We start from the raw sequence: 22514 nt of genomic DNA on the forward strand, positions 1-22514 counted from the left end.
GCGACGAGGCGCGGCACCACTAGTTGTCATCGGGGCTCTCCTCGCGCTCCACCCGCGGGTACTCGCCGGTGAACGGCCCCGGATCCTCCGCGGAGCCCGGCGCAGGATACGGGTTCTTGCGGTCCACAATCTCGTTGGTATCCAGCGGCAACCCGCGCAGCGACTTCTCGTTGAACAACGGCTGCAGCCGGGCCAGCCACCCGTTGGGCGCCAGCGCCGCTGCCGGTTCGGTGGTGGTGAGGAACCCGGCGAGGTCGCGCCCGTAGGGACGCAGGTAGGACAGCATCGGATTCACGTCCGCCAGCGCCACCTGAACCTCCGGCAGCAGCTCGCGCGCGTGCCCGGAGACGGTCGGCACCCGGGTGAGGGTGTCCGGTGCCGCCTCGAGTGTGCCGTCCAGCGGGGGCAGCAGCGCCCGCAGGTCGTGTGCGGTCGCGGGTAGCTCCTCGAGGGCGGCGGTGAGCTCGGGTGCGGCCTCGGTGAGGTCGGCCGCGACCGGGCCGAGGGCCTCCGACAGCCGGGTGACGTCGTCTGTGGCCTCCCGGGTGGCATCGAGCACGCCGGGAAGCTCGCGCATGACCGTCTCGAGCTGCTCGCTACCCTCCGCGGTCGCCCGGGTGACGGTGTCCGCGTCGTCGACCAACCGGGCGATCTGCCCCTGCCGGGTGTCGAGCGCCTCGAGCAGCTGCGCGGTGTTGCCGGTCAACCGTTCCAGCGAGTCCGACTGCGACGCCAGCGCGTCGACCGCGGTGCCACCGTCCCTGCCGATGTGTCCGAGGCCGGTCAGCGCGCGCGAGATGCTCTCCTGGCTGTCCTCGGTGGACGCGCCGAGGGAGCGCACGCTGCCTGCCAGCGCGTCCCTCGCGGGTTCGTCGAGGTCGTCGAGCACGTCGTTGAGATCGACCTCCTGGCTCGCCGCATCCGCGGGCAGCGCGGCGCCGTTCGGCAGGGCGGCACCGTCCCCGTCGGTGATCTCCAGGAACGTCTCCTGCAGCAGCGTCTTCGACCGCACGCGCAGGGTCGCGCCCTCGTGCACCGGCGTGGCCCGCTCGCCGAGCTGCATCACCACCCGCGCCCGGTCACCTGCGGGCTCGATCTCGACGACCTCGCCGACCGGGGTGCCTGCCACCATCACGTCGGCGTTCTCGGCGAGGTTGGACACGTGCGGCACGGAGGCCGACACACGGTAGCCCTCGTCGCTGACCAGCGGGATCCGGCCGCCGGAGCTGGTCCACAGGAACGCGAACAGCAGCACGCAGGCCGTCACGAACGCCAGCACGACACCGAGCCGGATATGGCGCATCAAGGTGTGGGGAATCGTCATGGCGTGCTCTACTCTCGCTCCTCGTCGGACGGCGACAGGTTGTCCAGCAGCGGGATCGAGCTGGGCGACAGCTGCGCGACCCCGCGCACGATCGGGCCGCTACCGTCATGGACGCTTGCCACCGAGTTGGTGTTGTAGACGAAGGCGTTCACATCGTCCAGCCGGGGAACCAGGCTTGACGTCACCGGGTCGAGGTGGGCGGTCATCCGGTTGACGTCCGGCAGGGCCTCGCGCGTGTCCGCGACGGCCGGCCGCAGGTCCTCCACCACGGGACCCGCCCGATCCACGACGGGACTGGCCTTCTCCGTCACGCTGCCCGCGCGTTCCAGAGCCGGGTCGAGGTCCTCCAGGGCCGCCGACAGCGGCTCGGCAGCGGCGTGCACGTTCTCCAGCGTCGGGTCGAGCTCGCCGCTGAGCCGTTCGACGCTGCCCATCGCCTCGGTCAGTGTCTCGGTCACGCCGGGCAGCCGCCGCAGCGACTCCTCCAGCGGGGTGTCCTGCTCACCGAGGCCGCGCAGGGTCTGCTCGAGCGTGTCGGCGATGGCGACCAGCCGCTGGTCGTTCTTCCCGACGGTCTCCGAGATCGTGGACAGGGCGCTGATGAGCTCGGCAACCTTGTCCTTGCGCTCCCGCAGCGACTCCACCACCGGGCGCAGCTCCTCGAGCACCCGGTCGGTTGCCGAGAGCCCGCCGGACAGCTCCTCGGGAGCGTTGGCCAGAGCGGTGTCGGTCTCGACGATCAGCGCCGCCATCGCGTCCCGCGTGTCGCCGTCGAGGTGTCCCAGCACCTCGTCGAACTGCACGGGGCGCTTGGTGTTTGCCACCGGCAACGTCTCCCCGCCGGAGAGCTCCTCCCCTGGCGGGCCACCGGGATCGATGGCCACGTACATCTCGTTGAGCGGGCTCTTGGGACGCAGCACCAGCTCGGCGTTGTCGTAGATCGTGTGCTCGGGCTCGACGGACAGCTCCACCTCGGCCAACCCGTCCTCGGTGACCTCCGCGGCCTCGATCGCCCCGGCTGGCACGCCCGCGATCCGCACCTCGTGGCCCTGTCCCGGGGCGATCGCGGAGGCCTCCTCGAACTCCGCGCTGAAATGCAGCCGCTCCTCCCACGGCCACGCCAGCACGCCGGCACCCTGGTTGCCCAGGATGTAGCCGCCGACCCCCAGGCCCATGGCCACGACAACACCGAGGGCGAGCAGGTTGCGGCCCAGCTTCGGCTCGGTGCGCACCCGTTGCCACAGCACCCGCACCCGGTTCGTCCGCGCCGTCATCGTGGTACCTCCTCGGTCAGGCCCGTCAGGTGCTCGAACAGCCGGGTCAGGCTGACCGGCATCCCGGCGACCGAGTCCGTCCCGAACCCGACGTGGAACCCGATGGCCGCCCCGTTGGCGTCGGTGGTGGAGATCGCCGCGCCGAAGTTGGAGAACATGTAGCCCAGCTCCTTGTAGAAGGGCCGGTCGGCGCCGCCTCCCTCGTAGGGGCCGCTGCCGTGCCAGTCGGAGAGCACGTTCTCGGTGATCGGGCCGTCCACGCGGTCCATCACCGGGCCGCGCACGTCCTCAAGCGAGCGGGTAAGCGCGCGGGTGGCCGGGATCAGGTCGTCCACGAGCGGGCGCGTCTCACCCATCAGCTCCCGCAGGTCCCGCACCACCGGACGCGCGGTGACCAGCACAGGCTCCAAGGTGTCCAGCGTGTCGTTCAGCCTGCCCGCCAGCGGCCGCAGGTCGTCCGCCGTGGCTTCGAGCGTGTCCAGCGAGCCGTCCAGATGCTTCAGGCCGGACTCGGTCGCGGCCAGCGCCGTCGGCAGCCGCTCCACCGTCCGGCCGATATCCGCCGAGCGCTCGCCGAGCACCCGGCTCGTGGTGGCCATGTTGTCCACGATGGATTCCAACTGGCCGTCCTGCTCGTTGAGTACCGCACCGACCGACTCGAGCCCACCCACCAGTTCCGGCAGGTCCGTTGCCGGCTCGGTGCCGCGCGCCGCGTCCAGCACCTCGCCCGCAGGCTCCATGGTGTCGGGCGCCGACTCCAGCAACTCGTCGATCGCCGACCGCGACTCCTCGCTGCCCAGTGTGTGGTCCAGCCGCGGAACCACCCCCTGCAGCGCCTCCAGGGTGTCCGGCTGCAGGTCGTTGACGACCTGGCCGAGCTCGACCGGTGTCTCGGTACGCTCGGTCGGGATCACGCCGTCGAACTCGCCCTCGAGGCCCCCTGTGGCCAGGTCGACGTAGTAGTTGCCGCCCAGCAGGGTGGTCGGCCGGATCGCGGCGGACGGCTGCGATCCCAGCTTCTCCAGCGCGGACCGCTCGACCTTGACCGCCACGGCGGTGTCGTCCTCGCCGACGCGATCGACCCCGGTGACCGTGCCCACCTCCACACCGGAGACCTTGACCTCCGAGGCATAGGGTTCCAGGCCGTACGCGCGGTCGAAGTGCACCGTGATCTTCTCCCCCGAGGAGAGCACGGTGGTGATGGGTTGCTTGTAGAACAGCGCGACGGACGCGGCCACGACAACGACGATCAGTACGACACCGATCCGGACAGGGGAGCGCGCCACGCTCGCGAGGACGCCGCTGTTGCGTGCTGCCATACTCACCTCACTCCCCCGATTCCGGCAGGACCGGCTGCTTGCGGACATCGGCCTCGCCCGGTTCCGGGTACGGGTCCCGGGCCACCGTCGGGTCCTCCAGGACCGGATCCGCGGCGCCGCTGACACTTTGCGCCTCGCCGACGATCGCGAACCGCAGCCAGTTGCCGTTCTGGTCCCCGTCGGACAGCACCCGCTTCATGCCCGTGAACCAGCCGGGCACCTGTGGCGCGTAGGGCTCGAGCACCTGCAGCGGGTCGCGCAGGTCCGACACCGCCGAGGTCAGCTGCGGCGCCACCGGGCGCGCGTCGGCGAACACCCCGGTGAGGTCCTCGACGGCGGGTTCGGCCTGCTCGGCCACTCCCGGCAACGTGCCGAGCGGCTGCCTGCTCTCCCGCAGCACGCCGCGCACGTCCGGGGTCGCCTCGGCAAGGGCGGTCGCGCCCGGCCGCAACGCGGCCATCGCGTGCTCGGTGTCGGCCAGCGGACCGTCCAGTGCGGACAAAGCAGAGCGTGCCGCGCGCATCGTACCCGGTGCGCTCTCCAGCGTCCGGGCCAGCGGCTGCCCCTTGTCGACAGCCAGCGCCGCCAGCGTCTCGTCCAGCTGGGCGGTCAGGTCGGCCAGCTGCCGGTGGTTCTCGGCGAACCGCGCGGACAGCGAGTCCGCCGCCGAGAGCATGGCCACGGTGTCGCTCCCGCCGTCGGCGGTCAGGGAGCGCGAGATCGCGGCGATGTCCGGCAGGGCCGCGGGCAGGGCCTGCAGCGCGTCGTGCACGTCGGCGCTGTGCCCGGCCATGCCGCCACCGACCTCGCGCAGCGAGGAGCCGAGCGCATCGCGGGTCGGCTCGTCGAAGACGTCGAACAGCTCGGTCAGCTCCTGCGCTCCCGCGGTCTCGGCGGCCTCGAGGACCTCGTCATCGCCCAGCTCACCGGCGTCCGGCGTCCCCGGGTTGAGCGAGACGTACCGCTGGCCCAGCGACGAGCGCGCCCCGACCGAGGCGGTGGCCGCCTCGGCGTTGCGGTAGACCGTGTCCACGTCGGTCAGCGCGAGGTCGACGAGGGCCCGCTGGTCCCCGACCTCGATACCGGCCACCCGCCCGACCCGCACGCCGCTGATCCGGACGTCGTCACCCACGCGCAGCGACCCGACATCGGAGAACGCCGCCCGCACCGACAGCTCGGTCGTCCCCGGCATCCCGTGCTGGGCGTTGACGGCGAAGAACGCGCTACCGACCAGCAGCAGGATCGCGACCGTACCGAGCGCCAGCGAGCGCCTGCGCTCACGCACCGCGCGTCTCATCACTGCTCACCTCCGACCAGAAAGTCCAGCGCTCCGCGCTCCTGCTCCTGGCTCAGCCCTGTGGCGCTGCCGTCGTTCTCGCCGTCGCCGGACGGCTCCAGCAGCCCGCCGGGCACCTCCTCCGCCAGGTCTCCGGCATCCTCGAGGGCATCGCCCTGCTCGCCTGCCTCGTCACCCTCGGCCGCCTCCTCGCTGCCGAGCAGGCCCAGGTCCGGCCCGGTGAACTCGGTCGGATCCAGGACCAGGTGCGCGCGGAAGTAGTGCGACAGCCCGTCATGCCCGTTGGTGGTCAGCGCCCAGTTGCGCACGAAGTCGAGCACCTCGTCGAAGTCGTTCGCCAGCTCGGTCACGACCGGCTCCGCATCAGCGGCCACCGATCGCAGGTCCGGACCTGCCTCGCGCAGCTCCTCGGCGACCGGCCCGGCCTCATCCAGCAACTCGACCGCCCGATCCAGGACCGGCTCGGTGCTGGCCAGTGCCGGTTCCGCCGTCTCGGCGAACGAGGAGATCTCCTTGCTGATCACCTCGAGGTCCTCGGTAACGGGACGGACCTCTTCCAGGGTCGGGGTGGTCTCGTTCGCGGCCGCGTTCAGCCGCTCCAGGCTCGCCTCGGTCTGCTCCAGCGTCGCCGGCAGCTCGGATACCGACTCCTGCAGCTCCTCCTGCCGGGACGAGGCCGCGTCCGTCAGCTGCAGGGTCGACTCCAGCAGCCCGTCCAGGGTCTTTCCCTCGTCCTCGGCCAGCGACGCGGCAACCGGCCGCACGTTGTCGATCATGCGGGACAGCAGCTCGTTGTGCTCGGCGAGCACGCCTGCCAGCTCACCGGTGTCGTCCATCGCGTCGGCCAGTACCCGGATCGTCTCGTCGACGTTGGCGCCGTTGCCGCGCATACCCTCACCCAGCACGGTGGCCAGCGCGGCCAGCCCCTCCCCCGTGGGCTCGTCGATGGTGTTGAGCACCTCATCGAGGTCGACCGCCTGCCCGGTCTGCTCCACAGGGATCGTCGCCCCGTGCCGCAACACCGGTTCGGACGGGTCACCCCGGTCGAGCTCGAGGTAGCGCTCACCGAGCAGGCTCACCGCGCGCACGGTCAGCCGGGCATCGCGGTGCACCGGCAACGCGGCGCTGCCCAGCCGCACCCCGACGCGCGCGGTGTCGTCGTCACCGACCTCGATACCGGCGACCTCACCCACGCTGACCCCGTGCGCCTGCACCTCGCTGCCACTCAGCAGCGGGCTGGCGTCGGCGAACTCGGCGGTCAGCAGCAGGTGGTCACCACCATCGGTCTCGTGCGCCATCCCCGTGACGCCTGCGGTCAGGCCGAGAGCGCCTGCGGCGGCGACCGCCACCGCCCGCGCCGAGGCGCGCTGCCGCACCCGTCCGATCGCGCGTGTCAGGCCACTCATCGCATCCCACTCCCACTGGCGTCGGTCCACGGTTGACCCACCGGCTCACCCGGGCGCGGCCGCTCGTTCACCGACATCCCCGGAAGCTCGGCGCCCGGATTGACGTTGGCGCTCGGCGTGCCGAACGTGGCCTGAATACGCCCGAACCGGCCCTGCTCGTTGTAGTTGCCCAGCGCGGAGTTCCAGTTGGACACCAGCCCGGCCAGCTCAGGGGTATAGGGGCGCAGGAACTCCAGCGCGGGCTGCACATCGGACACCGCCGAGGTGGCTCGTGGCAGCACGGCTCCGGCACTGTCCAGCAGTCCGGGAGTGTCCTGCAGCAGGACCTCTGCCGAGTCCAGTGTCGGGCCCAGCTCGCCTGCCAGCGGGCGCAGGTCGCGCAACACCGGGCGCAGTTTCTCGGCCACCCCGGGCAACCGCGAGGTCGCGGGCTCGAGGTCCTCAAGCAGCGGGACGGTCTCGTCCACGGTGCCCGGTAGGCGCTCCAGGGTCGACCTGGCCTGCCGCAGCGTGCCCGGCAACCGGTCCAGGCTGGTGCCGAGCTCCTCCTGCTGCGCGGCCACGTCCTCGGACATCGCCGACAGGCCGTCCACGATGTCGGTGACCTGGCCCTCGCGCTGCGCGAGCGTGCCGGTCAGCTCCTCGAGCCGGATCGCCAGCTGCTCGATCGCCGGTCCGTCGGTGCCGAGGCCCCGCAGCACCTCGCCGAGCGCCTCCAGCGCCGGGCCCGAGGAACGCAGGGTGTCGTTGAGCGGGGCCTCGTTGTCATCCAGGGTGCCCTGCAGCGAGTGCAGCAGGTCGTTGACCCGCTGCCTGGTGGGTTCGTCCAGCGCCGCGAGCACCTGGTCGATCTCCATCGGCTGCGGCATCGCGCCCTCGAGCATGCCCCCGCTCGGGATCTCCGCGCCGTCGTCAGGGCCGTCCTCGATGGCCACCCTGCGCTCACCGAGCACCGCCCGCCACTCGACCGTGGCCACCGCCCCCGAATGCAGCGGCGCGAACTCCTCATCCATCGCGAGGCTGACCCGTGCCTGGCCCTCATCCGGGGTGATGTCGGCGATCGTTCCGGCCTCGTGCCCCTCGACAAGCACGTCCCCACCGGGAATCAGGTTGGTCGCCGACGGCAGCACCACGTCCACCTCGTAGCCGTCGTCGCCTGCCGCCACCGCGGCCGTTCCCGCGGCGGCCGCGACCGCCACCACACCGGCTATCGCGAGTCCACGCATATGCTCAGTCCATTCCCAACGGTCCGGCCGAGTCCCCGGCGAGGAACTGCCGCACGAACGGGTCCTGGGAGGCGAAGGCCTCCTCGGCTCCGCTGTAGTGCACGACCTCGCCCTTCCAGATCAGCCCCACGTAGTCGCTGACCTTCTTCGCCGTGCTGATGTCGTGGGTGACCAGCAGGTAGGTGCCGCCGTGCTCGCGATGCACCTGCAGGATCAGGTCGCACAGCAGGCTGGTACGCACCGGGTCCAGCCCCGAGTCCGGCTCGTCGAACAGCACGATGTCCGGATTGGTCACCAGCGCCCGCGCGAACCCGGCCCGCTTGCGCATTCCCCCGGAGATCTCCGGCGGGTAGCGCGACAGCGCCGCTTCCAGCCCCACCTCCTGCATCGCGGGCATCACCGCCTCGGCGATGGCATCCTCGGTCATGTCGGTGTGCTTACGCAGCGGGAACGCCACGTTGTCGTAGATGTTCATCGACCCGAACAATGCGCCGTCCTGGAACAGCACCCCGAACCGCTTGCGGATCTCGTAGCGCTCGGCCTCGCTGATACTCCAGATGTCCTGCCCGAAGACCCGCACCTCACCGGCATCCGGTTCCAGCAGCCCGACAAGGTGCTTGATCAACACACTCTTACCGGTCCCGGACGGGCCGAGAATGGTCGTCACAGCCTCGTCAGCGAAGTCCAGACTCACCCCGCGCAGCACAGCAGTGTCGCCGAAGGACTTGTGCAGGTCCGATACCGCCATGGTGTGCTCGCCGTTGCCGTTGAGCAGGCGGCCGCTCTTGGTCATGGCCACCTCGCCCGACACGCGGGCGCTGTCGGCGACGTCGATCTGCGCGGCTGGTTGCTCGCTCACGGTCAGCTCCTCGAAATCGTCTTTGCGGCCGGACATGCTCAGTTCGCTATCGGCGCGTTGGGGGCGGCACCCCAGAACAGGGCGGTGCCGGAGAACCCGATGATGTGGATCAGGACCATGTTCAGCATCATCGACTTCGCGGTGTTCTTGCCGACCCCGACCGGGCCGCCGCGGGCGTGGTAGCCGTAGTAGCAGCCCACGAACACGATCGCCGTGCTCATCGCCATGACCTTGAGCATGGAGAACACGAAGTCGCTCGGGGTCTGGTACAGCCAGAAGATGTAGGAGTACCCGCCCGCGGAGACCCCGCCCAGCATCACCACCGTCACCAGGTACTCGCCGACGTACATCACCCCGAGACCGACGGTGTAGAGGAACGGGATCGCGATCCACGCGGCCACCACGCGGGTCCCGACCAGGTAGCTCAGCGACCTGACCCCCATGACCTCCATCGCGTCGATCTCCTCGGAGATCCGCATCGACCCGATCTCCGCCACGAGCCCGCAGCCGATCTTGGCCGCCACGATGTAGCCCCACATGTAGGGCGCCATCTCCCGGATCGCGCACCAGGCGTTGAACACCCCCGAGTACAGCGGCGCACCGATCTGGTCGAGCACGTACTTGGCTTCCAGACCGCACTGGTAGCCGATCACGAACTGCATCAGCCACAGGATCAACCCGGTCGACAGGATCAGGATCCCCGTCTGGTGGAACACCTCGCTGGTGTGATGCCGCAGATCGGGCAGCGCACGCAGGGTCCGGATCGCGAACCGCGCGATCTCGCCGCCGGTACCGATCGCCTGCCGGACCTTGTCCACGGTGCCGCTGACGGTCACCCGCACGTCCTCCGGCTGGGGGACCTGCGCCCTGGCGGCCCCGGTGCGGCCCTCGCCGCGGTTCGGTTCGTCGATACTCATCGCGCCCGCCCCCTACCGGAAGACCTGCATATCCGGGTTCAGCCCGAGCAGGATCGTCGTGTACACGGCATTGAAGATCCAGATCGCCACGAACGCGATCACGACTCCCTGGTTCACGGCGCGCCCCACACCGATCGGCCCCCCACTGGCCCGGTACCCCTTGTACGAGCACACCACGCCCACGATCAGCCCGAACAGCCCGCACTTGACGACCGTGCCCCACATGTCGGTGGTCGTGGCGTTGACGAAGAAGTTGTCCACGAACACGCTCGGATTCGCACCGCCGACATGCACGGCAGCGATGTAACCGCCCACGACACCGAACGCGAGCGCCGGCAACACCAGCAACCCCGTCATCAGCGTCAACGCCACCACGCGCGGCACGATCAGCGTGCGGATCGGGTCGATACCCAGCACCTGCGTGGCGTCGATCTCCTCACGGATCCTGCGCGCGCCCAGGTCCGCCGTGATCGCGGTACCGACGACACCGGCCACCACCATGGCGTTGATCCACGGCGCGAACTCGCGCACGCTGGCCATGACGAAGAACGAGCCGAGCCGCTCCGGTATCCCGAACAGGCTGAACAGGTTCAACCCCTGCAGACCGGGAGCACCGTAACCGAACGCGACCGTCGAGATCACCAGCGGGATCCAGCACAGCTTGACGATCTCGTACATCTGGTCGCGCACCTCGCCCCAGTACCCGCGGGGGTGCCGCACAGCCGAACCGACGACACGCGCACCGAAGCGCACGATCTCACCGGCCTCCACCACCGGCGACTGGACGGTCGCCGACCATTTCGAGCTCGCACGGTTCCGCGCCGCTCGCGAGGAATGTCCAGTGTGCTCGGTGCGTTTCGTACTCTCGGTCATGATGCGGCTCCTCGCGCACGACGCCGGTAATCGAACCGCCGGAGCAGGACCGCCGCTGTCCCGACCACCACCGCCGTCAGCACTGTCGACGAGACCTGTACGGGGTCGATCTCCCCGGTCCCGAACAGCACGAGGGGCAACGCCAGCAGGTAACCGCCCAGCGCGGCCAGTGCTCCCTGCAGCACAGGGCTGGACGGTGTCGTCGCACGCCAGCCCGCTACCGCGAAGGCGACCGCCGCGACAACCGGCAGCCATACGTAACCCAGCACCGGTACCGCACCCGCCACGACCACGGTCATCAGGCCACCGATGACCAGGATGGTGAATGCGGTGGAGGCACCTCGCACGATGGATGCGACGTCGATGGGTTCAGGACTCGCCCCTGACTCGCGGCGAGCCGGGCGGTGTGACGCACCCGTTACGTTCACGTCGACTGGCTCCTTAACTCTGCACACACTGCTCGTGCACCGGGCAGGCGATGCGCTTCCCTGTGCACCGCCTGCGATCGCTCGTCCCTGTCCACAGGTGTCATCCGACCTTCGTTCCTGCCTGGCGCATCCTCTGCGTCCCCTGCGTAGCGCGGCGTGTTGCGCCTTACGCAGGCACGCGAACCCTCGGCGGTCGGCCGAGCGTAGGAGCGGGAACGTGAGCCGGGTAATAGGCGGCCGGACCGAATATTCAGGCTGTATTCGTGCCGCGAGCACAAACGCCCCGCGACCCCCGTCCCGCCTCGCGGTTACCGGCCGCACAGGGCCCGCGACCACGAGGCCGGAACGGTATGCGACGAGGCAACCCGGTCTCCTTCGCTTCCCACACATTCACAACCGTGCGTCCGGCACGATCGCCGTGCTCTACTGATGGCGTGTAGTAGACCACGCGGCCTTCGCTGTGGAACACCGACGTGCGGGCCAGGTCCTGTCCCCGACGGGCCAGGTTCGGACACACGACAGGGCGGGGGTACGCCCGGCGCGTCTCGCCGGACCCGGTCACGTGTCTTAATCGAGCTGCCGACGGACTCGGTCAACCCGTCGACAACCACCGCGGCACCCATGCCTACCTCCAGAGGTCGTACTGCGCGGTCGTCGGTCCCGTGGTCTTCTGCGCTCCTCGCCGGGCGTTGCGCCTGCTTCCGTTGACCAGATCGTTGAAACGGTCGACGGCCCAGATGGTTCGGAGTCCTAATCGGCCCATCATCATCGGACGAGGAAACGTGGGCTTCTCGGTCCACAGGGTCTCCAGATCCTCGTGGCGCTCACCATCGACGACCAGGTCGGCGATGAGGGTTCCGACGTACGGGGCCTGCGCGAGACCGTGACCGTTGCACGCGATCGAGTAGAAAACGTTGGCGTCGATCTGCCCGGCGAGCGGAAGCCAGGACGACGTGATCGCGATCCATCCGCCCCACGTCCGCTCCACAGCGACGTCCGCCAAGGCCGGGAATCGCGTCGAGAACGCGTGTGCGAGTTCCTCGACGAGCGCGGGGTCGGGCGTCTTCTGCGGGAGTGGATAGGTCGTGCCTCGCTCGAGCCGACGGACACCGAACACGATGGTGTTGCGCGGAGTCACGCGGTAGTTCTCCATGATGGCGTGCTGCGTCACGAGCCCCGACCTGCTGGTCCATCCCAGTGCGGCCAGGCGGTCGGGGTCGATCGGCTCGGTCTCCATCTCGATGATCCAGATGGGCACAGACAGACGTGGAGGAGTGATGTCCCACTCGCCGGCGAAGGCGTTGGTTGCCAGCACCACCTTGTTCGCCCGCACCTGACCCCGCGGCGTGGCGAGAACTACCTGACCGCGCTCGCGTGTCACGTCGGTGACCTTCGTCTGCTCGAAGACCCGCGCGGACGAGTCGACCAGTACCCGGCGCATCCCCATGGTGAACTTGCCGGGGTTCATGATTCCGCCGACCACCTCGCGCATCCCGCCGACGAATCCGCGCGGAATCCCGAGCTCCTCGCTCGTGCCCACCTCGACGTGGCCGCCGGCGCGTTCGATTATCTTGGCCACCCGGCGAGCCCGGCCCATCTGGCCTCGCGACACCGCCGCGAAGGTGTTGCCGGTCGGTTCGTAGTCGCAGTCGATGTCGTGCTTGGTGATGAAGTCCTCGACGTGGTGCGCGGCGTGCTCGGCGAGCCGGATCATGCCGGGCATCTTCTTCCGGTGGAACAGGTTGATCAGCTGGAGGTCACCGCCAGGCGCACCCGCCAACTGCCCGGCGTTGCGGGAGCTGGATCCGTGTCCGCAGAACTCCGCCTCCAGCAGCACCACGTCCTGACCGCGTTCGGTCAGCCGTAGCGCCGTCGACATGCCGTTGATACCGCCGCCGATGACCACGACATCGCAGGTGAGGTCGCCGGCCAGCGCAGGCAGGACGTCCACGGGCGGATCGACCCAGCCGCTGAAGGTGGTGTACTCGACGTTGTCGGTCTTCATCTGATTACTCCTCGCGAGGCGCTCTGCTCAGGCCCGAACAACGGCGGGCTCGTGTGACGACGGTTCCCTGCCTGTCGCCACGTTGTGGTTGTGCACAGCGCGGTAGGCGAGGAAGTACACGAACAGCTGTGTTCCCCAGGTGGCCATTGCGGCGGTGTAGAAAATCGTTCGGTGCTCGTCATCGAACGGCAGCGGGAAGAAGTCGTAGGTGATCGCGATCGCCGAGGCGGCCGCTGTCGCCAGGCCCGCGAAGACGGCGAGGCCGTAGGCACGAATCTTCCACAGCCGCCACACGAAGTACGCCAGGAACAACGTGGTGAGCACGTTGACCACGACGTAGAACGTTGCCGGGCCGACATGAAGCTCCCCTGCGCGGAACTGTTGGAGGTACAGCCCAGCGATGATGGCCAGTGCGAACACGCCGACCTCAACCTTGACGCTCGGCCTGTACCGGTGCGTCACCCGCATCAGGCCCAGGACGAGGATGAGGGTGATGCCGATGGACCGCGAGAAGGCGTCGAGGAAGTACGCGATGTCGTACAGGAAGCCCTCCTCGTCTTCGCCGAGGAGGGCCCAGAACAGGAAGTTCGAGCCCGACGTGGCGACGACCATCCATTCCAGGCCCAGCAAGTAGTTGTGGTAGCGCCGGATGAAGAGCCATCCGAAGTAGAAGCCGGCGAAGATCATCCAGAGATCGGCCAGCATGAAGAGCAGGTCCTTCATGTCATCGATTCCTTCGGGTCGTGCCTTCGCGGGTGAAGGCGGCGTTCTTTCCGAGGTCTTTCCGGTCTGCCAACCGACCTCCGCCCACGCCGGAGCGGCGCCGCGCCGGCTTCGTGATCCGGCTCATAGGTTAACGGATAGTTGGTCATTCGTTCAAGATGTCTGACTAAGATATTTGACTAAGAATATTCCCGCCCGTATCAGCGGCCACTCGCGCTCACAGTGCTAGGCTGGACGTTGACTTAATCAAGTGTCCAACTACGTGGACGCCTTGCACCGGGAGGATTTCGTGCCACGGATCTCCGCCGCGCAGCGGCGTAGCGACTTCGTCAACGCCGCCATCGAAGTCATCGCGACCTACGGCATCGACGGAGCGACGACCCGACGGATCGCCGACCAGGCCCAGGCGAACCTGGCGATGCTGCACTACTGCTATGACTCCAAGGAGGACCTCTTCGCCGATGTCTACGAGTTCGTCGCAGGCAGGTACCGCGATGTCGTCGAAGACAGCGATCCGCACTCCACCCTGGTGGAGACAGCTCGCCGTACCCTGCGCGGAATCATGGAGTGCTACCTCGAGTCACCCAGCTTCACCGCCGCGACACTGGATCTCATCAGCTGGGCACGGCGGCAACACGGAGACCGCGGCATGGCGGTGTACGACCAAGCCCTCAAGTCGGTGCGCGCCGCGCTTCGCGGCGCCTCCGCGGACCACGCGGTCGAACCGGAAACCATCGATCAGATCGCCTATGTCATCGCCACCTTGGCCGACGGTTTCGCCCTGAACTGGTTGACCTACGAGGATCGGTCCGCCGCGACGGAGCAGATGGCGATCACCGAGTCCGTGCTCCAGAGCTGGCTCGCGGTTCGGCTCGGATCTACGCCCGCCACAGTGTGATCACCTCCGGTGACAGGCCCGGGGGTCGGGCCTGTCACCAATCGTGTGTGGTGTTGTCACAGCGGCAGGTCGGGCGAGTCGACGCCGACGACCCGGTCGCCGCAGAAGACGCGTACCGACTCCGCTGGTCCGTGGCCGCCGATGCCGGCCGGACCCCAGAAGCTCTGCGCCGAGTCGTCCCCGAGGTCGGCGAGCTTGGCACCGTTGACGCGTACCTCGCCGGACAGGATGCGGGAGCCGACGTCGATCGCCCGATCGGTGTCGGCGCCGAACACGTAGGCGTCGAGGCCGGAAGGGTTGGCGTTCGCGACGCGCAGCGCCTCTTCGTCGGAGTCAACGGCGTGCAGCGAGACGACCGGACCGAACAGCTCGGCGGTGGCCGCAGCGGGGTCGGCGCCCGCGGCGACAGTCGGCGACAGGAAGAAGCCGTCGAGCTCGGGCAACTGGGCGGGCTGGCGGATGGTCGATCCCAGCTCACGCAGCCCGTCGATCCTGCTCTGCAGGGTCTGGAAGTGCGGCGCATTGGAGACCGGGCCGATCTCGGCGTCCTCGTCCAGCGAGTGCCCGATGACGAGCTTGGCGATCCGCTCGGTCAACGCCTCGAGAAGCGGGTCGACCAGGCTGCGATGAGCGAGGATCTTGCCCGGCCCCTCACACCACTGGCCGTTGAGCTTGGTCATGCCGTCGAGGATGCCGTCGGCGGCGACGTCGAGGTCGGCATCGTCCAACACGAGCGCCGGATTGTTGCCGCCGAGCTCCAGCTGCAAAACCTTGAAATCCTCAGCGGCGGCCCGTGCGATGGCGCGGCCCGCACCGGGTCCGCCGGTGAACGAGACGATCTTGATGCGCGAGTCGGCGGTCAGCGTGGCGCCGACGTCGCCGGTGCCGTGCACCAGCTGCAGCGCACCGCTGGGCAGGCCCGCCTGGACGAGGCACTCGACGATGATCTGCGCGCTGCTGGACGCGTGCTCCGAGGGCTTGAGTATGACGGGACAGCCCGCCGCTATCGCGCTGGCGATCTTGGCGGCGGGGATGAAGCTCGGACCGTTCCACGGCGTGAGGATCGCCGCGGGCCCCCACGGCACCTTGTAGAGGCGGACGTCGCGGCCGCCGGCCGCCAGCGCGGTGACGCGCGGAATGTTCACCAGGTCCGACGCCGCCGCCCGGATCCTCGCCGGCAGGAACGCCGCGACCTTGCGCGTGACACTGATGGGCGTGCCGCTGGTCAGCGAGTCCGTCCGTGCGATGTCCTCGGCGCGGGTCTCGATGATCCCGGCGGCGCGCTCGAGCATGTCGGCGCGCTCACGCCGGGCGCCGGAGTCCCAGCGGCCGATGTCGTACCCGAGCTCCGCGTGCCGCAGCGCGCGCTCCAGATCGTCGGGTGCGGTGGTGACCATGCGGTGGACGGGTTCGCGCGTGTTGGGGTCGACGTTCCACGCGTCATGGACCGTCTCGCATTCGCTCCACTCGCCGGCGATGTAGTTCACCGGCCGGGGCATCGTGATCTCCTTGCTCGCCATGGAGCTCACCTCTGGATTCATTCGTCGGTCGCCGACTGGAGGTCGGCGACGATGCGGGTCACGTCACCGGACTTCATCGCCTCGAAGCCCTCGTTGATCTCACCGAATCCGATGACGCGCGTAACCATCTCGTCGAGCAGCAGTCGTCCCTGCTGGTAGAGGCGTGCGAGCTGGACGATGTCCTCGCGTGCCTGGCCCGAGCCCAGGTAGGAGCCGATGAGCCGTTTCTCCTCGAAGAAGAAGTCCGACGCCGGGACGCTGAGCTCGGTGCCACCCGGTGCGATCCCGACAAGGCACGCGGTACCCGTCGGCCGCAGTAAGGCCACGGCCGTCGCCGCGGTACGGGCCGAACCAACCGCTTCGAAGGAGTAATCGACCCCCTCACCCAACTGGCGGTGGAGTTCGGCGATCGTGTCGCCGTCCCCGCCGTTGATGACGTGGGTGGCTCCGTAGCCGCGCGCGGCCTTGAGCCGTTCGTCGTCCAGGTCGATGGCGACGATGGCCGAGGCACCGGCGAGCCTGGCGCCCTGGATGATGGCGGATCCGACACCGCCACAACCGATGACCGCGACCGTGCTGCCCGGGCGCACCTGAGCGCCGCGGAAGACGGCGCCGACGCCGGTGACGATGCAGCAGGCCAGGAGGCATCCGACGTGCAGCGGCACGTCGTCGGGGAGCTTGACGAGCGCGTTCTCGCGCATGAGCACGTACTGGGAGAAGGCACCGATCGCACCGAGCCGCTCGATCGGCAGGCCGTCGGTGGTCTGGAACGCCGGACGTGTGCGGCGGCGGATCTCCGCCAGGCGCTGGCACTGGGTCGAGTGACCTGCCTCGCAATTGGTGCAGCGGCCGCAGGAAGGAGTCAGCGCGCCGACCACGCGGTCACCAGGGCGCAACCCCTCGACCTGCGAACCGACTGCCTCGACCACGCCCGCCACCTCGTGCCCGAGCACGGCAGGCAGATCGGTCGGCACCGTCCCGGTCATGTAGTGCAGGTCGCTGTGGCACAGCCCCACGTTCGTGACCGAGACCCGCACCTCATGCGGCTCCGGGTCGTCCACCCGGATGGCGGTCAGCTCGAGCGGCTCGTTGAATGCGGTCAGTACCGCGGCCGTGGTGTCGATCATGTCGGACTGTCTTCTCTCGTTGGTCTGTTGAATGTGGTGACGAGGCCGGCACGAGGGTTACGCGCCGGTGCCCCGGTCGGACCAGAAGTCCTTGATCCCCGCACTGAGGACTCCGCTCTCCCACGCCTTGCCGGCGGCGAGATCCTCACGGGCGAAGGCCGCTTCGACGTCCTCGGCCTGCGGACGCAGCAGAGCGAGGTGGAGGGCTGTCGTGTTTCCCTCGGGAGTCCACTCGATGACGGTCTCGACGGCGCGGCCGACGAGGACCCCGGGCTCGACGATCTCGTCGAGGAGCCCGATCCGCAGGGCCTCGTCGGCCCCGATGCGCGGGGAACCGAGGACCATGCGCATCGCGTGGTTCCCGACGACGCGCCGCAGCAGCACGCTGGACGCGTTCGAGATCGTGATGCCCCGGCCGTTCTCCGGCTGGTAGTACTCCGTTGCTCGGGTACCGATGCGAGCGTCGCAGCACAGGGTGATCTCCGAGGCTCCCCCGACCGCGAGTCCGTTGACCGCGGCGACGACGGGAACCCGGGTTCCGAGAATGGCCCGGGTGATGTCGTGGAAGCTCTCGAATGCCTCACGGAACTCAGCGTCCGTGGATGGAGCGCTCTGGAGGTCCTCCCCCGCCGAGAACGCTCGTCCCTCGCCGGTCAGCACGATCCCCCGCGCACGCTCGCCGGTGCCGAGCTCGCGGATGACGGCCGCCAACCGGTACCGGGTGGCGACGTCCATGGCGTTCAGCTTCTCGGGGCGGCTCAGCGTCAGCACTGCCACGTCCCTGATGGTGTCGACGGTGAGGAACGCGGTCTCGGACGTGCGATGCGGCATGTCTAGTTCCTTCGGGCGGCGAGGTCGTGGATGATGCCCGGATCGTCTGCTGCGCGCGCCTTGAGGGCGGGCTTGTTGACGCGCTCGGACGGGGTGCGGGGGAAGTCGGCAACGAACTCGACGTAGCGCGGCACCTTGAAGCGGGCGAGCTCCTTGCCCGCCCGCTCGACGATCTCCTCAGCCGTCGCACGATCGGCCGGTACGCCGGTTGCCAGCTGGACGAAGGCCTTGACCTCCTCGCCGAGGATGCCGTCGGGTTCGGCGACGACGGCGGCCGAGACCACCAGGTCGTCTCGTTCCAGGGCGGCTTCGACCTCGACGCTCGCGACGTTCTCGCCACCGCGTCGCACCATGTCCTTGATCCGCCCGACCAGCCGGATGCCGTGCTCGGGATGACGGACCACGACGTCACCGGTGTGCAGCCAGCCACTGCGCAGCACCCGTGCGGTGTCCTCGGGCCGATTCCAGTACCCGTTCATCATCGGCCTGCCCGCGACGACGAGCTCGCCCGACTCACCGTCGGCCACCTCGGAGCCGTCGGGATCGACGACACGAACCTGCTTGGTCGGCACCGGGTGCCCCAGGCTCCCGCTACCCACGGCGTCGGCGTCGCCGAACGAGCTGTACAGGTCGATCCCGGACTCGGTCATCCCGTAGACCTCGCGCCACGGCGCACCCCAGCGCTCCTCCAGCTGGGCATGAAGACCGACCGGGATACCCGAGCAGAACACCATGCGGAGGTCATTGTCGCGGTCGTCGGGGGCAGGCGGCTGCTTGAACAGCAGCGTCGGCATCGATCCGAGGACATAGACGAACGTCGCGCGATGCCGGCGTACGTCGGCCATGAAGGTGGACGCGGAGAAGCGGGGCAGTACGACCAGCGGGGCGCCGAGCGTGAGGGCGAGCGCGGTGTTCCACTGCGGGTCCATGTAGGAGAAGGGCTGTGCCGTCAGGAGCACATCCTCGGCGCCGAGACCGGTCGCCGCAGCGCAGATCCAGCCCAGCCGCACCCAGTAGTCCTGGGTCAGCACGCAGGCCTTCGGGTAGCCGGTGGTCCCCGAGGTGTACTGCAGGTTCGCCAGGCTGCCCGCGTTGATCGGCACACTCGGGGCCGTGTCCGGGAAGGCACCGGACCCGTCGTCCGCGATGTCGACCACCCGCACGTCGGCGAGCTCGTCCTCACCGGCGACGACGTCGGCAACCAGGCCCGAGCGCTCGGCGTCGGTGAACACGACCCGTGCCCCCGAATCGCGGAGGACGAAGTCGAGGTCTGCCCGCTGGTAGGAGCAGTTGATCGGTACGGCGACCGCGCCCGCCTTGAGCGCGGCGAGCCACACCACCGGCCAGTGCACGACGTTCGGGAGCATGACCGCGACACGGTCGCCCGGCCGGACGACGTCGACCTCGATCAGCCGGTGCGCAAGCCGGGACGTCCAGTCGTCGATCTCGGCGAAGCTCCATGACCGCTCGCCGAAGCGGAGGAACTCCCGATTCGGTGAGTCCTGTGCGCGCTGCGCCAGCAGCTCGGTCAGCGTCGGGATGGCGGGGTCATCGCCCGCCTGTTCGGGCTTCACGACCGGCCCGGTACCCGAGTGAGCGAGACCGGCCTGCTCGCGTGCCACATTCGCAGTCATCGCACGCTCCTCTGCATCTCTGTGTCGCGACGTCCGGCCGGCTGCTGCGAAGCGGCCCGGACGACCCACGTCAGCGTCGGGTCAGTGCTCTCCATCCACTCCGGATGCCACTGGACTCCGAGGACCGGAGCACCTGCGAGCTCGACCGACTCGATCACACCGTCGCTCGTCCGCCCGGTCACGACCAGGCCGGCGCCGCAGCGGTCGACAGCCTGGTGGTGCCAGGAGTTGGTCGTCGCGTGCTCGCCGAACAGCTCGGCGGCGAGGGATCCCTTCTCGAACGTCACGAGGTGATCGGTGGTGCCGTCCGTTGGCGCGGCCTCGGCCGACAGGTGGCTCACGGAGCCCGGCTCGAGGTGGGCGATGAGCGTGCCGCCGAGAGCGACGTTGAGTACCTGCATGCCCCGGCAGACACCCAGCACAGGGATCCCGCGGTCCAGCGCGGCGCGTACGAGCGCGAGCTCGTAGGAGTCCCGCGCAGGGTCGTGGGCCATCGGGTCCGTCCGGGGGTCGATGTCGCGGACCACGCTCGTGTCGCCGCCCCAGCACGCCGGGTGGACGTCCTGTCCACCGGTGATCACGACCCCGGACAGCCACTGACACATGTCCGTCGCGTCGCTGTCGTACGACAGGTACACCGGAAGCCCACCGGCCTCGGCGATCCGCGTCGCGAAGTCCGACATGTAGCTGTCCAGGCAGCGGTCGCCATACCGCTCGTCGGCTCCCTCGAGCACACTGAGCCGGTATCGCCGTCCCGTGATGCCGATCAGCGGGCGCACCGTCGCGGCCTCCTCACGTACGTTCACGGCAACTCGAAGTAGCGAGCCGACTCCCATTCCGAGAGCTCGGCGAACGGGTCGCCGCCAGCGGTGTGGAACTGCATCCACTCCCACTTGCGCGACGCGATCCAGCAGTCGACGAACTCGTCGCCGAGCAGCTCGCGCAGGATCGGGTCGGCGTCCAGAGCCGCCGCGGCCTTCGTGATGCTGTCGGGGATCCGCTCGATGCCCAGGCCCGGCGGCATGCACCACGCCATGTCGGTGACCTGCTCGGGCGGGTCGATCTTCTGCTCCATGCCGCCGATGACCCCGGCCAGCACGCCGGCGAGTGCGAGGTACAGGTTGGCGTCGGCGCCCGGGAGGCGGTACTCGAGGCGGGAGTACTTGGGGTGTCCACAGACGGCGCGCACCGCGGTGGTCTTGTTGCTGATCCCCCAGCTGATCGTGACGGGCGGCCCACTCAAGTCGACCAGCCGCCGGTACGAGGTGATCTGCGGCAGCACGATCGAGGTGTTGCCCTCGATCGTCGCCAGCAGCCCACCGATGGCGTGCAGCATCGTCTCCGACGGCCCGTCCTCGGCATAGAACGCGTTGTCGCCATCGCGCTGCAGCGAGAGGTTGATGTGGGAGGCCTGGCCGTAACCGGCCGTTGGCTTGGCCATGAAGGTCACGCAGTGCCCGCGCTCGAACGCGACCTCGCGCATGATCTGGCGGGTCCGCGCCCAGGCGTCACCGACCTTGATCGGGTCGCCCGGTGCGAGGTTGATCTCGACCTGGCCGGCGGCATCCTCGTCGCTGAAGGCCTCCCACTCGATGCCGACCTCGTCGAGACGGTCGGCCACGGCGTTCATGTAGTCGATCCAGTCCGCCGACTTCGCCAGGTGGTACGCCGTGCCGGCGTTTCCGCCCAACGGGCTCAGGTTGCGATACCCGCGAGCACGAGCTTCGTGAATGGACTCCTCGAAGACGGCGGCCTCGATCTCGACCGCAACGGTCGCGGTGAATCCGTGCGCAGCCAGCCGCTCGACCATCTGCCGCAGCAGGTTGCGCGGACAGATCGGGACCGGCGTGCCGTCCTTGAGCCAGTAGTCACCGATCACCGAGTCCAGCCCCGGCTTCCATTCGATCAGAGTCGACATGTCGGGACGGAAGTAGACGTCGTCCAGGTGGCCGCGCCAGGCGGGGAAGGCGGAACCGAAGACGGGAAGGTTGCCGAGGTCGAGTCCGAACAGGAGATCCGCGAAGGCGAACCCCGCGTCCTTGCCCGCGGCGAACTTCTTGGGCGAGACGTTCTTGCCGAGGAAGCACCCCTCATGATTCGTCGCCTCGAGCCGGACGGCTCGCGGGCCGGAGTCGCGGAGCGGTGCGCTGGTGGTGGTGAGTTCAGGCATCGTAACGAACCTTCCAGGAGGCGCCGGTCATCACCGACAACTGGGAAAGGGTGCCCTGGATCCCCAAGGCACCGGAGAACAGAACAGCGATGAGATCGTCCGCGCCGGAGAACACTCCGGCGAGCGTGTCGGGGTCCGAGGCCATCAGGTACTGAGTGGCGCCGTCGCCGAGCACGATCTGCTCGACGCCGTCGGGCCCTTCGGTGACCGCGATCAACACGTCGGGAATCCCCGCGATGGATCGTGTCGCATCCCAGAATTGCTGAGCGGCCTCACGCCAGCCGGGAAGCGGCGGCGTGAGCGCCCGCAGGACTCCCCGTGCCAGGTCGGCGTCACCAGAGGGATCCTCCGTCGGCGCGAAGCGCGCGTTGAGGTCGACGGTGATGGCGGCGTCCGGCTCGATCCGCACGCCGCTGGACACGTCGATTCCGTTGTCGCCGAAGCTGATCGTCGCGGCCTGGGGCGTGTCGTGAGAGCGAATCGCAACGGTGCCGGACGAAGTGTGCAAAGCGTCGAGGGCGTGCCCCGCCCGGGCGGAGTCGCGCAGCGTGCGGCCGATCATCCGAACGATGGGACTCGCATCGTCCTCGATCCTGACGTCGACGTCTGCGGCGCCCGCAGCTGTCGGCGTGGGGGCCGTCATGGTTTCGGTCATTCCTCGGTCCTTTCGACTTTCGCGAGCT

The 22514-nt window shown here is 69.0% G+C and carries 20 protein-coding genes; 1 reads left to right on the forward strand and 19 read right to left on the reverse strand.

The genetic code is table 11. The features are described from left to right. Window positions 1-19: 19 nt before the first annotated feature. The 12 genes from H0B56_RS13180 to H0B56_RS13235 all read right to left on the reverse strand — a co-directional run bounded on the left by H0B56_RS13180 (window position 20) and on the right by H0B56_RS13235 (window position 13651). Complete coding sequence (locus tag H0B56_RS13180) at window positions 20-1324, reverse strand: MlaD family protein (RefSeq protein ID WP_180893315.1); 1305 nt, start codon at window positions 1322-1324, stop codon at window positions 20-22. Window positions 1325-1332: 8 nt separating this feature from the next. Continuing rightward, window positions 1333-2598, reverse strand: coding sequence for an MlaD family protein (locus H0B56_RS13185; RefSeq protein ID WP_180893316.1), 1266 nt, complete (start codon window positions 2596-2598; stop codon window positions 1333-1335). After that, complete coding sequence (locus H0B56_RS13190) at window positions 2595-3917, reverse strand: MlaD family protein (RefSeq protein WP_180893317.1); 1323 nt, start codon at window positions 3915-3917, stop codon at window positions 2595-2597. The genes H0B56_RS13185 and H0B56_RS13190 overlap by 4 nt, the downstream gene beginning before the upstream one ends. A gap of 7 nt (window positions 3918-3924) precedes the next feature. After that, window positions 3925-5214, reverse strand: a complete 1290-nt coding sequence (locus tag H0B56_RS13195) for an MlaD family protein (RefSeq protein WP_180893318.1) — start codon at window positions 5212-5214, stop codon at window positions 3925-3927. Next, a complete protein-coding gene (locus H0B56_RS13200) occupies window positions 5214-6620 on the reverse strand; it encodes an MlaD family protein (protein ID WP_180893319.1) in 1407 nt (468 codons plus the stop codon). Before H0B56_RS13200 ends, H0B56_RS13195 begins: the two co-directional genes overlap by 1 nt. Beyond that, the gene (locus H0B56_RS13205; RefSeq protein WP_180893320.1) at window positions 6617-7846 is read right to left on the reverse strand and encodes an MlaD family protein; all 1230 of its coding nucleotides are present in this window, start codon (window positions 7844-7846) and stop codon (window positions 6617-6619) included. Before H0B56_RS13205 ends, H0B56_RS13200 begins: the two co-directional genes overlap by 4 nt. Window positions 7847-7850: 4 nt before the next feature. After that, window positions 7851-8639: an ABC transporter ATP-binding protein gene (locus H0B56_RS13210; RefSeq protein WP_180893548.1), complete on the reverse strand. Its 789-nt coding sequence runs from the start codon at window positions 8637-8639 to the stop codon at window positions 7851-7853. Window positions 8640-8743: 104 nt separating this feature from the next. Next, window positions 8744-9622, reverse strand: coding sequence for an ABC transporter permease (locus H0B56_RS13215; RefSeq protein ID WP_180893321.1), 879 nt, complete (start codon window positions 9620-9622; stop codon window positions 8744-8746). Between the two features lie 12 nt (window positions 9623-9634). Beyond that, a complete protein-coding gene (locus H0B56_RS13220; RefSeq protein WP_180893322.1) occupies window positions 9635-10495 on the reverse strand; it encodes an MlaE family ABC transporter permease in 861 nt (286 codons plus the stop codon). After that, on the reverse strand, window positions 10492-10923 hold the full coding sequence (locus H0B56_RS13225; RefSeq protein WP_180893323.1) for a hypothetical protein: 432 nt from the start codon (window positions 10921-10923) through the stop codon (window positions 10492-10494). Before H0B56_RS13225 ends, H0B56_RS13220 begins: the two co-directional genes overlap by 4 nt. A 625-nt stretch (window positions 10924-11548) precedes the next feature. Then, complete coding sequence (locus H0B56_RS13230; RefSeq protein WP_180893324.1) at window positions 11549-12928, reverse strand: NAD(P)/FAD-dependent oxidoreductase; 1380 nt, start codon at window positions 12926-12928, stop codon at window positions 11549-11551. A gap of 27 nt (window positions 12929-12955) precedes the next feature. Further along, complete coding sequence (locus H0B56_RS13235; RefSeq protein WP_180893325.1) at window positions 12956-13651, reverse strand: transporter; 696 nt, start codon at window positions 13649-13651, stop codon at window positions 12956-12958. 250 nt (window positions 13652-13901) lie between these two features. Between H0B56_RS13235 and H0B56_RS13240 the strand changes: the two genes are divergently transcribed. Then, window positions 13902-14549: a TetR/AcrR family transcriptional regulator gene (locus H0B56_RS13240; RefSeq protein ID WP_343063880.1), complete on the forward strand. Its 648-nt coding sequence runs from the start codon at window positions 13902-13904 to the stop codon at window positions 14547-14549. Between the two features lie 56 nt (window positions 14550-14605). Here H0B56_RS13240 and H0B56_RS13245 read toward each other — a convergent pair whose 3' ends face one another. Genes H0B56_RS13245 through H0B56_RS13275 form a run of 7 tightly spaced genes read right to left on the reverse strand, consistent with a single transcriptional unit; the run spans window position 14606 to window position 22486 of the window. Then, window positions 14606-16069, reverse strand: a complete 1464-nt coding sequence (locus H0B56_RS13245; RefSeq protein ID WP_180893326.1) for an aldehyde dehydrogenase family protein — start codon at window positions 16067-16069, stop codon at window positions 14606-14608. Between the two features lie 17 nt (window positions 16070-16086). Then, window positions 16087-17196 (reverse strand): Zn-dependent alcohol dehydrogenase, encoded by a 1110-nt coding sequence (locus H0B56_RS13250; protein WP_180893327.1) that lies wholly within the window; start codon window positions 17194-17196, stop codon window positions 16087-16089. A gap of 57 nt (window positions 17197-17253) precedes the next feature. Further along, window positions 17254-18027 carry an enoyl-CoA hydratase/isomerase family protein gene (locus tag H0B56_RS22895; RefSeq protein WP_180893328.1) on the reverse strand — a complete coding sequence of 258 codons (774 nt, stop codon included), beginning with the start codon at window positions 18025-18027 and terminating at the stop codon, window positions 17254-17256. 2 nt (window positions 18028-18029) lie between these two features. Continuing rightward, window positions 18030-19661, reverse strand: coding sequence for a class I adenylate-forming enzyme family protein (locus H0B56_RS13260; protein ID WP_180893329.1), 1632 nt, complete (start codon window positions 19659-19661; stop codon window positions 18030-18032). Further along, window positions 19658-20467: a gamma-glutamyl-gamma-aminobutyrate hydrolase family protein gene (locus tag H0B56_RS13265; RefSeq protein WP_343063881.1), complete on the reverse strand. Its 810-nt coding sequence runs from the start codon at window positions 20465-20467 to the stop codon at window positions 19658-19660. Before H0B56_RS13265 ends, H0B56_RS13260 begins: the two co-directional genes overlap by 4 nt. After that, a complete protein-coding gene (locus H0B56_RS13270) occupies window positions 20464-21831 on the reverse strand; it encodes a glutamine synthetase family protein (protein ID WP_180893331.1) in 1368 nt (455 codons plus the stop codon). Before H0B56_RS13270 ends, H0B56_RS13265 begins: the two co-directional genes overlap by 4 nt. Then, window positions 21824-22486: a hypothetical protein gene (locus H0B56_RS13275; RefSeq protein ID WP_180893332.1), complete on the reverse strand. Its 663-nt coding sequence runs from the start codon at window positions 22484-22486 to the stop codon at window positions 21824-21826. Before H0B56_RS13275 ends, H0B56_RS13270 begins: the two co-directional genes overlap by 8 nt. Window positions 22487-22514 lie beyond the last annotated feature (28 nt).

Source organism: Haloechinothrix aidingensis (assembly GCF_013450155.1).
Taxonomy (GTDB): Bacteria; Actinomycetota; Actinomycetes; order Mycobacteriales; family Pseudonocardiaceae; genus Haloechinothrix; species Haloechinothrix aidingensis.

Bases quoted from the DNA above. Each gene is read 5' to 3' on its own strand.
- H0B56_RS13235 (WP_180893325.1), bottom strand. From the start codon at position 13,651: ATGAAGGACCTGCTCTTCATGCTGGCCGATCTCTGGATGATCTTCGCC.
- H0B56_RS13205 (WP_180893320.1), bottom strand. From the start codon at position 7,846: ATGCGTGGACTCGCGATAGCCGGTGTGGTGGCGGTCGCGGCCGCCGCG.
- H0B56_RS13245 (WP_180893326.1), bottom strand. From the start codon at position 16,069: ATGGCGAGCAAGGAGATCACGATGCCCCGGCCGGTGAACTACATCGCC.
- H0B56_RS13195 (WP_180893318.1), bottom strand. From the start codon at position 5,214: ATGAGACGCGCGGTGCGTGAGCGCAGGCGCTCGCTGGCGCTCGGTACG.
- H0B56_RS13250 (WP_180893327.1), bottom strand. From the start codon at position 17,196: ATGATCGACACCACGGCCGCGGTACTGACCGCATTCAACGAGCCGCTC.
- H0B56_RS13220 (WP_180893322.1), bottom strand. From the start codon at position 10,495: ATGACCGAGAGTACGAAACGCACCGAGCACACTGGACATTCCTCGCGA.
- H0B56_RS13190 (WP_180893317.1), bottom strand. From the start codon at position 3,917: ATGGCAGCACGCAACAGCGGCGTCCTCGCGAGCGTGGCGCGCTCCCCT.
- H0B56_RS13270 (WP_180893331.1), bottom strand. From the start codon at position 21,831: ATGCCTGAACTCACCACCACCAGCGCACCGCTCCGCGACTCCGGCCCG.
- H0B56_RS13200 (WP_180893319.1), bottom strand. From the start codon at position 6,620: ATGAGTGGCCTGACACGCGCGATCGGACGGGTGCGGCAGCGCGCCTCG.
- H0B56_RS13260 (WP_180893329.1), bottom strand. From the start codon at position 19,661: ATGACTGCGAATGTGGCACGCGAGCAGGCCGGTCTCGCTCACTCGGGT.
- H0B56_RS13210 (WP_180893548.1), bottom strand. From the start codon at position 8,639: ATGACCAAGAGCGGCCGCCTGCTCAACGGCAACGGCGAGCACACCATG.
- H0B56_RS13180 (WP_180893315.1), bottom strand. From the start codon at position 1,324: ATGACGATTCCCCACACCTTGATGCGCCATATCCGGCTCGGTGTCGTG.
- H0B56_RS13230 (WP_180893324.1), bottom strand. From the start codon at position 12,928: ATGAAGACCGACAACGTCGAGTACACCACCTTCAGCGGCTGGGTCGAT.
- H0B56_RS22895 (WP_180893328.1), bottom strand. From the start codon at position 18,027: ATGCCGCATCGCACGTCCGAGACCGCGTTCCTCACCGTCGACACCATC.
- H0B56_RS13215 (WP_180893321.1), bottom strand. From the start codon at position 9,622: ATGAGTATCGACGAACCGAACCGCGGCGAGGGCCGCACCGGGGCCGCC.
- H0B56_RS13275 (WP_180893332.1), bottom strand. From the start codon at position 22,486: ATGACCGAAACCATGACGGCCCCCACGCCGACAGCTGCGGGCGCCGCA.
- H0B56_RS13185 (WP_180893316.1), bottom strand. From the start codon at position 2,598: ATGACGGCGCGGACGAACCGGGTGCGGGTGCTGTGGCAACGGGTGCGC.